The sequence below is a fragment of the Shinella daejeonensis genome (genome assembly GCF_024281235.1).
In the GTDB taxonomy this organism is placed as follows: Bacteria; Pseudomonadota; Alphaproteobacteria; order Rhizobiales; family Rhizobiaceae; genus Shinella; species Shinella daejeonensis.
Genome location: NZ_JAHWXY010000003.1, coordinates 337,374 through 349,870 on the forward strand (window position 1 = coordinate 337,374; position 12,497 = coordinate 349,870).

At 65.2% G+C, this 12,497-nt stretch carries 11 protein-coding genes; 7 read left to right on the forward strand and 4 right to left on the reverse strand.

All coding sequences use genetic code 11. The features are described 5' to 3' along the window. Positions 1 to 23: 23 nt before the first annotated feature. Positions 24 to 950: a Gfo/Idh/MocA family protein gene (locus KYK29_RS12225; RefSeq protein WP_254691168.1), complete on the forward strand. Its 927-nt coding sequence runs from the start codon at positions 24 to 26 to the stop codon at positions 948 to 950. Between the two features lie 39 nt (positions 951 to 989). On the opposite strand, the gene KYK29_RS12230 is transcribed toward KYK29_RS12225, so the two are convergent. Further along, positions 990 to 1,439, reverse strand: a complete 450-nt coding sequence (locus tag KYK29_RS12230; RefSeq protein ID WP_254691169.1) for a DNA polymerase III subunit chi — start codon at positions 1,437 to 1,439, stop codon at positions 990 to 992. Positions 1,440 to 1,446: 7 nt separating this feature from the next. Further along, the gene (locus KYK29_RS12235; protein WP_254691170.1) at positions 1,447 to 2,940 is read right to left on the reverse strand and encodes a leucyl aminopeptidase; all 1,494 of its coding nucleotides are present in this window, start codon (positions 2,938 to 2,940) and stop codon (positions 1,447 to 1,449) included. A 261-nt stretch (positions 2,941 to 3,201) separates the two neighbouring features. Between KYK29_RS12235 and lptF the strand changes: the two genes are divergently transcribed. The 6 genes from lptF to rsmA all read left to right on the forward strand — a co-directional run bounded on the left by lptF (position 3,202) and on the right by rsmA (position 10,785). Further along, positions 3,202 to 4,386 (forward strand): LPS export ABC transporter permease LptF, encoded by a 1,185-nt coding sequence (gene lptF, locus KYK29_RS12240; protein ID WP_254691171.1) that lies wholly within the window; start codon positions 3,202 to 3,204, stop codon positions 4,384 to 4,386. Beyond that, complete coding sequence (gene lptG / locus KYK29_RS12245) at positions 4,383 to 5,465, forward strand: LPS export ABC transporter permease LptG (protein ID WP_254691172.1); 1,083 nt, start codon at positions 4,383 to 4,385, stop codon at positions 5,463 to 5,465. The genes lptF and lptG overlap by 4 nt, the downstream gene beginning before the upstream one ends. Next, entirely contained in the window at positions 5,465 to 7,798 is a 2,334-nt protein-coding gene (locus KYK29_RS12250) for an LPS-assembly protein LptD (protein WP_254691173.1), read from the forward strand. The genes lptG and KYK29_RS12250 overlap by 1 nt, the downstream gene beginning before the upstream one ends. Before the next feature lie 144 nt (positions 7,799 to 7,942). After that, positions 7,943 to 8,875 carry a SurA N-terminal domain-containing protein gene (locus KYK29_RS12255; protein WP_254691174.1) on the forward strand — a complete coding sequence of 311 codons (933 nt, stop codon included), beginning with the start codon at positions 7,943 to 7,945 and terminating at the stop codon, positions 8,873 to 8,875. 51 nt (positions 8,876 to 8,926) lie between these two features. Then, positions 8,927 to 9,958 carry a 4-hydroxythreonine-4-phosphate dehydrogenase PdxA gene (gene pdxA, locus KYK29_RS12260; RefSeq protein WP_254691175.1) on the forward strand — a complete coding sequence of 344 codons (1,032 nt, stop codon included), beginning with the start codon at positions 8,927 to 8,929 and terminating at the stop codon, positions 9,956 to 9,958. Continuing rightward, positions 9,958 to 10,785: a 16S rRNA (adenine(1518)-N(6)/adenine(1519)-N(6))-dimethyltransferase RsmA gene (gene rsmA, locus KYK29_RS12265; protein ID WP_254691176.1), complete on the forward strand. Its 828-nt coding sequence runs from the start codon at positions 9,958 to 9,960 to the stop codon at positions 10,783 to 10,785. Before pdxA ends, rsmA begins: the two co-directional genes overlap by 1 nt. A gap of 65 nt (positions 10,786 to 10,850) precedes the next feature. On the opposite strand, the gene gmk is transcribed toward rsmA, so the two are convergent. Together gmk and KYK29_RS12275 are read right to left on the reverse strand one after the other, a co-directional pair. Continuing rightward, on the reverse strand, positions 10,851 to 11,516 hold the full coding sequence (gmk, locus tag KYK29_RS12270) for a guanylate kinase (RefSeq protein ID WP_254691177.1): 666 nt from the start codon (positions 11,514 to 11,516) through the stop codon (positions 10,851 to 10,853). Positions 11,517 to 11,520: 4 nt separating this feature from the next. Further along, entirely contained in the window at positions 11,521 to 12,408 is an 888-nt protein-coding gene (locus tag KYK29_RS12275; protein WP_254691178.1) for a YicC/YloC family endoribonuclease, read from the reverse strand. Positions 12,409 to 12,497: the final 89 nt, after the last annotated feature.

Below are 12,497 nucleotides of genomic sequence, written 5' to 3' on the forward strand. Positions count from 1 at the left end.
TCATACTAATGAAGGGCGGAGCCATGTCACCGATCAATCTCGCAATCGTCGGCGTCGGCAAGATCGTGCGCGACCAGCATCTTCCCGCCATCGCGAAGAACCCGGATTTCCGGCTGATCGCCGCCGCCAGCCGTCACGGCACGGTTGACGGCATCGACAATTTCCCGTCGATCGAGGCCATGCTCGCGGCCGTCCCGGCCATCGACGCGGTGGCGCTCTGCATGCCGCCGCAATATCGCTACACGGCGGCGCAAAAGGCGCTTTCGGCCGGCAAGCACGTCTTTCTCGAAAAGCCGCCCGGGGCGACGCTTTCCGAGGTCGCGGACCTCGAGGCGCTGGCCGCCGGCCGGGGCCTGTCGCTTTTCGCAAGCTGGCATTCCCGCTATGCGCCGGCCGTCGAGGCCGCCAAGGCCTTTCTCGCCGGCACGACCATCCGCTCGATGCAGGTGATCTGGAAGGAGGACGTGCGCCACTGGCACCCGAATCAGGACTGGATCTGGCAGCCGGGCGGGCTCGGCGTCTTCGACCCCGGCATCAACGCGCTTTCCATCGTCACCCATATCCTGCCGCGTCCGGTCTTCATCACCGCCGCGACGCTGGAATTCCCGGAAAACCGCGATGCCCCCATCGCCGCCTCCATCCGCTTTTCCGATGCGGACGAACTCGATCTCTCGGCGGAATTCGACTGGCGGCAGACCGGCCGGCAAAGCTGGGACATCGTCGCCCGGACGGATGCGGGAGAGATGGTCCTGTCGGAGGGCGGCGCGAAGCTTTCCGTGGACGGCCGGACGATCCACGCGGAGCCGGAACAGGAATATCCGATGCTCTACCGCCGATTCTCCGAGATCGTGGCGGCCGGCATATCCGACGTCGACCTCGCGCCGCTCCGCCATGTCGCCGACGCCTTCATGCTCGGCCGGCGGAAACCGGTCGCGGCATTCCACGATTGAGGATGCGGCGGAAACGCCGCTCCCCTGCCCCTCGGGCGCTCAAGCCTTCTTCGTCCACCGCCTGTCGCTGTCCTGCTGCCAGTAGGTGAGCTGGTGGCCGCCGGTCTTCAGGCGCTTCCAGTGTTCGCGCGCGGCCTCCACCTCGGCCTGATCGTACCCATCGAACATGAAGATCACGCGCTCGTAGGCGTCCAGCGCCGGCGGTTCGGCGCCATAGACCAGAAAGCGCACGGTCGCAGCGTTCAGGTTGTCCGGCGTCGCCGTCAGGAGAATCGGCTGTTCGGCCGGAAATGCCTGCTCGTCGGTTCCGTGCGGCAGGAAGCTGTCGTCCCGATAGGTCCACAGGTGGGTGTCCAGCGCATCGCGCTGCGCCGTATCGCCCGTCTGCACGACGACGCGCCAGCCGCGCTCCAGGCTCTTGTCCAGGAGCGGCGGCAACGCATCCTCCAGCTTCGATTCGGTCAGGTGATAGAAGAGGACCTCGCTCACCGTTTCCTCAGCCCTCGTAGTTGGCGCGCACCAGTTCGTCGAGCAGTCGCACGCCATAGCCCGACGCCCAGGTCCGGCTGATCTCGTCGGTGGGCGAGCCCATGGCCGTTCCGGCGATATCCAGATGCGCCCAGGGCGTATCCTCGACGAAACGTTGCAGGAACTGCGCGGCGGTGATCGATCCCGCATAGCGCCCGCCGGTATTCTTCATGTCGGCGAACTTGCTGTCGATCATCTTGTCGTACTGGCTGCCGAGCGGCATGCGCCAGACCCGTTCGCCGGTCACAAGGCCCGCCGCGGTCAGGCGCGCGGCAAGCGTGTCGTCGTTGGAAAACAGGCCGGCGTGATGGCTGCCGAGCGCCACCATGATCGCGCCGGTCAGGGTCGCAAGGTTGACCATGAACTGCGGCTTGAAGGTCTTGTTGCAATACCAGAGCGCGTCGCAGAGCACGAGGCGGCCCTCGGCGTCGGTGTTGATCACCTCGATGGTCTGGCCCGACATCGACGTCACGATATCGCCCGGGCGCTGCGCATTGCCGTCCGGCATGTTCTCGACCAGGCCCAGGATACCGACGACATTCGCCTTGGCCTTGCGCGCGGCAAGCGCATGCATGAGGCCGATGACGGCGGCCGCGCCGCCCATGTCGCCCTTCATGTCCTCCATGCCCGACGCAGGCTTGATGGAAATGCCGCCCGTATCGAAGACGACGCCCTTGCCGACGAAGGCGATGGGCTGCTCCTTCGCCTTTCCGCCCTTCCACTGCATCACGGCAAGGCGCGGCGGCCGCACCGATCCCTGGGCGACCCCGAGAAGCGCGCCCATGCCGAGCTTTCGCATATCCTTCTCGTCGAGGATCTCCACCTCGACGCCGAGCTTTTCCAGCGCCTTCGCGCGGTCGGCGAATTCCACCGGCCCGAGAACGTTGGCCGGCTCGTTGACGAGATTGCGGGCCAGAATCACGCCCTCGGCGATGGCGTCGGTGACCGCCTTTTCCTTTTTCGCAGCCGCAGCCTCGGCGGTGACGAGGGTCACCTTGACGGATTTTCCGGTCTTTTCCTCGTCCTCATCGCTTTTCTTCTTCGTCTTATAGCTGTCGAACCGATAGGCGCCGAGGCGCATGCCCAGCGCAAAATCGGCGGCGTTTTCCGCGGACGGATCGACGCCCGGCGCGTCGAGATGGATCGTCGCCTTTTCAACCCCGCGCAATTTCGCCACCGCCGCGCCGCCGGCCTTCAGCCAGTCCTGCGCGGTCAGCTTGTCGGCGGAACCGAGGCCGAGCACGATGATCCGGTCGGCGCTTGCGCCATGGGGCGCCAGCACGTCGAGGCTCTTCAGCGCCTTGCCCGAAAATTTCGCAACCTTCGCCGCCTGCGACAGAACCCCCTGCGGGTCCACCTCCGCCTGCGCCGCCGCAGGCTGGCCGGCGGCCTGAAGAAGGATCGTCAGGCCGTCCCTGGACGGGGCCGTTTTCGCAAAACCGATGTCGAGGCTCGAAACCATGATCTACTCCAAAAAAGCGCGGCCGGACAACGCATCTGCGAATGCCGGCGGCAAGTCTGCCCCATTCCTTGTCGGTTTTACGACGCTTGGCAAGATGCGAGCCCTTGTATAGAGAATGACCTTCGAGCCTGTACGCCATGTTTTTTTCCATGCGGCCGGCATCCTGGCCATGGCGCCGGCCTGAAGCAAAGCCTATATGGCCGTTGCGGCCCGGCGGGCGCGCGAGCACGAAACCGGGGCTGCCGGAACGCGGACACGAAGATGAAGCTGATCGAGCGCTATATATTGCGGCGGGCGTCGCTGATGTTCGTCGCCACGCTCCTGCCCCTGCTCGGCATCGTCTGGGTGACCCAGGCGCTCACCAGCATCAATCTCGTCACCGACAGCGGCCAGTCGATCTTCGCCTTTCTCAAGCTGGCGACGATGATCCTGCCGTCGGTCGTGCCGATCATCCTGCCCTTCGCCTTGGTCATCGGCGTCGCCCAGACCCTGACGGCGATGAATGCCGATTCGGAACTGACGGTGCTGAATTCCGCCGGCAGCTCGCGCATGACGATCATCCGGCCGGTGATGATTCTCGCGATCTCGCTGAGTTTCGTCTCCTTCGCGGTCGACAATTTCGTGGAGCCCTATTCGCGCATGGCGGTGCGCAAGATGATCGCCACCGCGCATGCCGACATGCTGTCCTCCGTGGTGCAGGAAAATACGTTCCGCAAGATCGCCGACGGCCTTTACGTGCAGGTGGCCGAACGGCGCAACAACGGCGTGTTGCGCGGCCTTTTCGTCGCCGATACCCGCGATCCGCGTTTCGAACTCGTCTATTATGCGCGCGAGGGCGCGGTGGACGAAAACAGCGCCGCGCTGGTCATGAAGGAGGGCGAAGTCCACCGCAAGCTGCCGGATGGCAACGTCTCGATCATCCAGTTCGATTCCTACGCCTTCGACCTCGCCGACCTGACGCAGAGCGCGGGCGCGGCCAACCTGCGCGCCAAGGACCGCGATCTCTTCTACCTCCTCGATCCCGACCCCGAGGATCCGCAATACAAGCGAAATCCCCAGGCCTTCACCGCCGAGATGCACCGCCGCTTCACGGAATGGCTGTTTCCGGCGGTCTTCGGCCTGATCGCGCTCGTCGTCAGCGGCGATGCGCGCTCGCATCGCGAGGCGCGGGTCCATCCGATGATCACGGCGCTCGTCACGGCGCTCGTCGTGCGCTGGGCGGGCTTCTACGCTGCCAGCCGGGCCGAGGCTTCCGGCTATTTCATCCCGCTCATGTATCTCATTCCCATCGTGGCCGGCGCGCTCGCCGTGCGCTATCTCGGGCGCAACAAGAACCTCGATATCCCGGTCACCGCCGCCGGCCGGCTGATCGAGCTGCGCGACCGTATCACCGCGCGCCTCGCACGGCTCTCCTCTCCCTCCTCCGATGGACGGAGCCAGTCATGATCCCCACGCTCGGCCGCTATTTCTTCCGCCGCTATGTGATCACCACCTTCTGGTTCCTCGTCGGCATCTTCTCCCTCATCTTCATCATCGACTTCAGCGAAATGGCGAATCGCGTCGGCGTCCTCCCGGACTACACGATCGCCAGCGGCCTTCTGGTGACGGCGCTGCGCATTCCCATGATCCTGGTGCAGACGGTCCCCTTCGTCGCCCTTTTCGCGGGCATGGCCTCCCTGATCTCGCTCAACCGCCGCTATGAACTCGTGGTGACGCGCGCCGCCGGCATCTCGGTCTGGCAGTTCCTGCGGCCATTCGCGATCGGCGCCTTCCTTCTCGGCGTGCTGACCGTGGTCGCCATCAACCCCGTCGCCGCCTGGGGCAACAGGAAGTCGCAGGAGCTGGAAGCCTCCTGGGGAGCGACCAATGCCTCGCGCGTCGAAACCGCCGTTCCCTGGATCCGCCAGATCTACGGAGACGACCAGGCGATCATCGGCGCGAAGGCCGTCCTCGACAACGGTACGCGGCTTCTCAACGTCTCGATCCTGCACTTCGACGCCGACAATCGGATCTCCCTTCGCCAGGACGCTGATTCGGCGACTTTGGAAGATGGTTACTGGCTGCTTAAGAACGTCGTGGAGACCCGCATCGGCGAATTGCCGCAACGTCTCGCCGAGGTGCAGCTTCGTACCAATCTGAAACAGGAATTCGTTCAGGAAAGCCTCGAAAAGCCTGAATCCATTCCATTTTTCAGCCTTGGGCGGAAAATCGAGGCCGCCCGTTCGTTCGGTTTTCCAACCTATGCGATGGAAACGCAGTTCCACTCGATGCTGTCGATGCCGCTGCTTCTGGTTGCGATGACGCTGATCGCGGCCTGTGTATCGCTGAAATTTAGCCGGTTTAACCAATCGCGCGCGGTGATTCTGGGTGGAATCCTCTCGGGCTTCATGCTTTATGTCGTGACCGTGCTTGTAAAGGCATTCGGAAGCAGCGGTGTCGTCCCTCCGTTCGTTGCGGCTTGGCTCCCTGTGGTCGTCGCAATGTCCCTCGGAGCGACGATTCTTCTGCATCAGGAGGACGGCTAGTGGCGGCAGGCGACCGCAAATTGACCCGGTGGCTGAAGATCGCCCTGCTTGCAGGCGCGGCTTGCTGTACCATCGTGTCCGCCGGCGCCCTGCCGGCGCGTGCCCAGGCCCCCGATCTCGACGCCATGGAGCCGAACATCCCGCAGGATGCCAGGCTGATGCTGGCGGCCAACGAACTCGTCTACAACCGGGACACCAACAAGGTGATCGCCCGCGGCGCGGTGCAGATCAACTACGGCGGCTACCAGCTCGTTGCCCGACAGGTGGAATACAATCAGGAGACCGGCCGGCTGACAGCCTTCGGCGACATCGAACTGGTGGAGCCCTCCGGCAATCGCCTTTATGGCGACGAGATGGACCTGTCGGACGATTTCGCCAACGGCTTTGTCAATGCATTGCGAATCGAGACGACGGATCTCACCAAGCTGGCGGCGGAGAGCGGCGAGCGCGTGAACGGCGAGGAGATGATCCTCAACAATGCCGTCTACACGGCCTGCACCCCTTGCGCCACGGACCCGACACACCGCTCGCTCTGGCAGATCAAGGCCGAGCGCGTCGTGCAGAACGGCCGCACGCATACGGTTCGCCTCGAACGCGCGCGCTTCGAGATGTTCGGCAAGCCGATCGCCTATCTGCCGGTGCTGAGCCTTCCCGACCACACGGTCAAGCGCAAGAGCGGCTTCCTGTTCCCGCGCTTCAACTACGCGCAGAAGCTCGGCCTCGGGGTCGGCACACCCTATTACTTCGCCATCGCTCCCGACATGGACGCGACGGTGACGCCGACCGGACTGACCCGGCAGGGCTTCATGCTGGAAGCCGAGTTCCGCAAGCGTTTCCACAATGGCGAGGTGACGCTGCGCGCCGCCGGCATCAACCAGAACAATCCCGACAGCTTCTCCGCCGGCACGAGCGACCAGCTCGAAGAGTTCCGCGGCATGGTGGCCTCCGAAGGCCGTTTCCAGATCAATCCCCGCTGGGCCTTCGGCTGGGACGTGATGCTGCAAAGCGACAACAACTTCTCGCGCACCTACGATCTCGACCGGCTGGACGACCGCATTCAGGCCAATCAGGTCTATCTGTCAGGGCTCGGCCGCCGCAACAGCTTCGACCTGCGCGCCTTCTATTTCGACGTTCAGGACGCCGATCCCGGCGACCAGCTGGAACGCCAGCAGGCCATCGCCCAGACCCTCGATTATCAGTATATCGCGCCGCAGCCGGTCTTCGGCGGCGAGCTCAGCGTCACGACCAATCTCACCAATGTCGAGCGCGATCTGGCGGACACCTATTTTCTCGGCGTCACCGACCGGTTCCCCGGTCTCGAAGGCGGAACGACGCGCCTGACGAGCGAAATCGAGTGGAAACGGCAGTTCATCGTGCCGGGCGGCCTCGTGCTGACGCCGATGCTGGCGGCGCGGGGCGATGTCCATCGCCTCCAGATGGCCGCGCCGACCAGTTACACCGGCATTTACGAGACGGACGATTCGGCGACCCGGGCCATGCTGACGGCGGGCCTCGAGGCGCGTTATCCGATCCTCGCCACCACCGCCAACAGCACCCACCTCTTCGAGCCGATCGCCCAGATCTATGCGCGGCCGGACGAGCAGCTTGCCGGTCGCCTGCCGAACGAGGACGCCCAGAGCTTCGTGTTCGATGCGACCTCGCTGTTCGAGCGCGACAAGTTCTCCGGCTTCGACCGGATCGAGGGCGGGACACGCGCCAATCTCGGCCTTCGCTACACCGGCACCTTCGACAACGGGGCGCAATTGCACGGTATTTTCGGCCAGTCCTTCCATCTGGGCGGCCTGAATTCCTTCGCCACCGCCGATCTCGTGCACGCCGGCGCCAATTCCGGGCTGGAGAACGACGCTTCGGACTATGTCGGCCTGGCCGGCTTCGGTCTTCCGAACGGGCTTTCCCTGACGTCGAGCATGCGGCTCGACAAGGACGACCTGGCATTGCGCCGGACCGACACGTCACTGCGCTTCGACGGCGCACATTTCGAATCGCAACTGACCTACACCCGCATTGCCCGGCAGCTCGACTACGGCTTCGACCGTGCGCAGGACGAGATCCAGACGGCGGCGGCGTTCAAGTTCCGCGACTACTGGTCGGTCTTCGGCGCGCTGACCTACGACATCAATCAGGATATCGTCTCGCGCAGCGGCATCGGCCTGTCCTATGACGACCGCGATACGATCTTCTCCATCGTCTATGAGGAGACCCGCGACAAATCGGGCAGCGTGGCGAACGACTGGTCGATCGGCGCGCGGCTGGTCTTCCGTACGCTCGGCGACATCAAGGTGGGCGACACGACGATCGAAGGCTTCGACTGAGCGCCCCGTCCGGCCGGCGAAAGCCGCTTTGTGCGCTCTTGTCATCGTTTGGCCGCATGTATTATGCACGTCGGGGGGAGGCCCGCGGCCCGACGCCGCCAGGCGGCGCAACCGCGAGGCACGGTTTTGGAAAAAGGGACTGGCATGATGGGCAGCAAATCTTGGATGCGAGGCATGACGCTGGCGGCCGCGATCGCGGCCTGCGCGGTCGTTGTCACGCCGGCCGGGCAGGTGCAGGCCGCAAACGGCGTGATCGCCGTCGTCAACGACACCGCAATCACCTCCGGGGACCTGAACCGCCGGATCGCCTTCCTCAAGCTGCAGAACACCCGTGGCAACCTGCGTGCGGTCGCGCGCGAACAACTGATCGAAGAGATGCTGAAGCGCACGGAAATCACCCGCGCCCGCATGTCCGTCAGCACCGGCGACGTGGACGCCGCCTATGCGCGCTTTGCGGCCTCGAACAAGATGAGCACCACCCAGCTCGGCCAGCTCCTCGACCGCGCGGGCGTCGGCGCGGAACATTTCAAGAAATATATCGCCGTCCAGATGAGCTGGCCGCGCGTCGTCTCCGCACGCTACGGCAACAGCTCCAAAAAGACCTTCATGCAGCGGGTGCAGGAAAACGGCGGCAAGAAACCCGTCACCACGGAATATCTGCTGAAGCAGGTCATCTTCGTCGTGCCCGAAAAGCGCCGGAACGCCATTCTCGGAAAACGCAGGCAGGAGGCGGAAGCCTCGCGCTCGAAATTTTCGGGATGCGACAATATCAAGGCTTTCGCCGCGACCATGCATGACGTTTCCGTGCGCGACCTCGGCCGCGTTCTCGCGGTGGAAATGCCGGACGACTGGAAGCCGCTCATCGAAAAGACGACCGGCCAGACGACCGGCACCCGTGTCACCGAGCGCGGCGTCGAATATCTCGCCATCTGCAACAAGCGTGAAGTCAACGACGACTATGCCGGCGAAATGGTCTTCCGGGCCGAGGACCTCGAAAAACAGACGAACGACAACGACGAGAACAGCAAGAAGTATATCGCCGAATTGCGCAAGAATGCGACGATCATCGAGCGCTGAGACGCACGGCGCTTCTTTTCCGCTCTTGCAGGCCATGCGGCAGGTTTACCGATGACGACGACATATCCGCCGCTGGCGCTGACCATGGGCGATCCGGCAGGGATCGGCCTCGACATCACGCTCGCTCTGTGGGCGGAACGGGAACAGCTTTCGCTGCCGCCGTTTCTGTTCATCGGCTGCCCGGCGGCACTTTCCGGGCGCGCCGCCACGCTCGGCCTCGACATTCCCCTTGTCCGGGCGACACCCGAGAATGCAGCCGGACATTTTTCCGCAGCACTGCCGGTGCTCGCCGTCCCCTGCCCGGCGGAAGCCGTCGCCGGCGTGCCGGAACCACGCAACGCGCCCGCCGTCACCGATGCGATCGAGACGGCGGTATCGCTGACGCTGGCCGGGCGGACCGCGGCGGTCGTCACCAATCCCATCGCCAAGGCCATGCTCTATGACGCCGGTTTCTCCTATCCCGGCCATACCGAATTCCTCGCCGCCCTTGCGGCGCAGGCGACGGGACGGGCCTTCACGCCGGTCATGCTGCTTGCCGGGCCGAAGCTGCGCAGCGTTCCCGTGACCATTCATATCCCGCTCAAGGACGTTCCGGCAGCGCTTTCCGAGGACCTCATCGTCGAGACGGCGGTCATCACGGAGCAGGATCTGCGCCGGCGCTTCGGCATTGCCCGGCCCCGGCTCGCCATCGCGGGGCTCAATCCGCATGCCGGCGAAGGCGGCGCGCTCGGCGCGGAGGACGACGCCATCGTGCGCCCGGCCGTCGAGCGGCTCGTCGCACGCGGCATCGCGGCGATCGGGCCGCTTCCGGCCGACACCATGTTCCATGACGCCGCGCGCGCCACCTACGACGTGGCGCTCTGCATGTATCACGATCAGGCGCTGATCCCCGCCAAGGCGCTCGGCTTCGACGATTCCGTCAATACGACGCTCGGCCTGCCGTTCATCCGCACCTCGCCCGACCACGGCACGGCCTTCGCCCTCGCCGGCAAGGGCGGCGCGAAACCGGACAGCCTGCTTGCCGCGCTCCGGCTTGCGGCCGCGCTCGCCCTCAACGAGCGGACGGAAGGGGTTGCGGCCTGATGGCGGCGCTCGACGGCCTGCCGCCGCTGCGCGAAGTGATCCAGCGCCACGCGCTCGATGCCCGCAAGGCGCTCGGGCAAAATTTCCTGCTCGATCTCAACCTGACGCAGAAGGTCGCCCGCACGGCCGGCAATCTCGAAAACCAGACGATCATCGAGGTCGGCCCGGGTCCCGGCGGGCTGACGCGGGCGATCCTGGCGCTGGGCGCAAAGCGGGTCATCGCCATCGAGCGGGACGCGCGATGCCTGCCGGCGCTTGCGGAAATCGCCGCTCATTATCCGGGCCGCCTGACGGTGATCGAGGGCGATGCGCTGAAGACGGACTTCGAGGCGCTGGCGGCCGGCGAACCGGTCCGCATCATCGCCAACCTGCCCTATAACGTCGGTACGCAACTGCTGGTGAACTGGCTTTTGCCGAAGGTCTGGCCGCCGTTCTGGCAATCGTTGACGCTGATGTTCCAGCGCGAGGTCGGGCTGCGCATCGTGGCGCGGGAAGGCGACGGTCATTACGGCCGCCTCGGCGTGCTCTGCGGCTGGCGGACCGAGGCGCATATGGCCTTCGACATTCCGCCACAGGCCTTCACGCCGCCGCCGAAGGTCACCTCTTCCGTCGTGCATCTGGAGCCCCGCGCCCATCCCCTGCCCTGCGAGGCCGCGGCGCTCGAACGGGTGACCCAGGCCGCCTTCGGCCAGCGCCGCAAGATGCTGCGTCAAAGCGTGAAGCCGCTCGGCGGCGAGGCCCTGCTGGCGCGCGCCGGCATCGATCCGCAACGGCGCGCCGAGACGCTGAGCGTCGAGGAATTCGTCCGGCTGGCGAACGCGCTTTAAGGCAGACCGGTTTCCGCCGGGATCGCCCCTATTTCCCTTACCCGATGATCAGGATGACCCGATGGTCAGGAAGGACGCTCCGGCGTTTCCGTCACCAGCTGGGTCACGAAATCGAACAGGCCATGGCGCCGGTCACGGCGCAGGCGCTCGGCCTTGACGATGCTCTGCACGGCGTCGAAGGCGACGGAAAGATCATCGTTGAGGATGACATAGTCGTATTCCCGCCAGTGTTCGATCTCCGCGCGGGAATTGGCGAGACGTGTCTGGATGACGTCTTCCGTATCCTCGGCACGCCGGTGCAGGCGCGATTGCAGTTCGGTCATCGAGGGCGGCAGGATGAAGATCGAGACGACGTCGGCCGGCATCTTCTCCTGCAACTGCTGCGCGCCCTGCCAGTCGATATCGAAGAGCATGTCGCGGCCGGCGGCCATCGCCTCCTCCACGGGCTCGCGCGGCGTTCCGTAGAAATTGCCATGCACTTCGGCGTCTTCGAGCAAGGCGTCGGAATCGCGCAGCCGTTCGAACTCGCGCTGGTTGATGAAATGATAATGGCGGCCGGCGATCTCGCTTGCCCGGCGCTGCCGCGTCGTGACGCTCACCGACAGGCTGAGGCCGGGGTCGGCTTCCAGCAGGTTGCGAGCGATGGTGGATTTGCCCGCCCCGGAGGGAGAGGAGATCACCAGCATCAGCCCCCGCCGGGCGATCTCGATATGTTTTCCCGTTTCGGCCATGATCCTACTCCAAATTCTGAACCTGTTCGCGGAACTGGTCGATGACGACCTTCAGTTCGATGCCGGCCGCCGTGATGGCGGCGGCGTTGGACTTGGAACAGATGGTATTCGATTCCCGGTTGAACTCCTGCGCGAGAAAATCGAGCTTGCGCCCGACCGGCCCGCCGTTGCGGATAAGATCGCGCGCGGCGCGCACATGCGCCTTCAGCCGGTCGACCTCCTCCCGCAGATCCGCTTTCGTCGCAAGCAGCGCCGCTTCCTGATGCAGGCGATCGCGGTCGAGCGCCGTTGCGCCCTGAAGAAGCTGTTCGACCTGCGCCGAAAGGCGTTCCGCGATCGCCGCGACACTGCGCGAGGGATCGCTTTCGACGGCAAGCGTCAGCGTTTCGATGCGGCCAACCTGGTCCAGCAGCACGTCCGCCAGCGCCGCACCTTCCTGGCGGCGCATGGCGGCAAGCCGCTCCACCGCTTCCGCAAGGCCGGCCTGGATATCCTCGTCGCGCCTTACGCGTTCGTCTCCGCTTTCCTCGACCTCCCGGAAATCGACGACGCCGCGAAGGGACAGCAGCGCATCCAGCCGGAGCGGGGCGGGATCGACGATGCCCGCCAGCCGCTCGCGCAGGGCGACCACGGCGGCCAGCGCCTGCTCGTTGACGACCGCTTCCACCTGCGGCTCGCTGATGCTGACGCTGAGCGCGACCTGCATGTTGCCGCGCGTGAAGGCCTCGCCGGCCAGTCGGCGGGCCTCCACCTCCATCGCCTCGAAACCGGGCGGCAGCCGCAGCCGCAGATCGAGGCCCTTGCCGTTCACCGAGCGCAATTCCCAGGCCCAGCGCGTCCGGCCGCTGGTGCCTTCGGCCCTCGCAAAACCGGTCATCGACTGCAATGACATTTCACCCTCCATCGGCTGCGCTTCTCCCCCGGCCGGATGGAGGGGACAGGCGCGGCCATGCCCCCCACGGGCGTCCGGCCATACGGTTC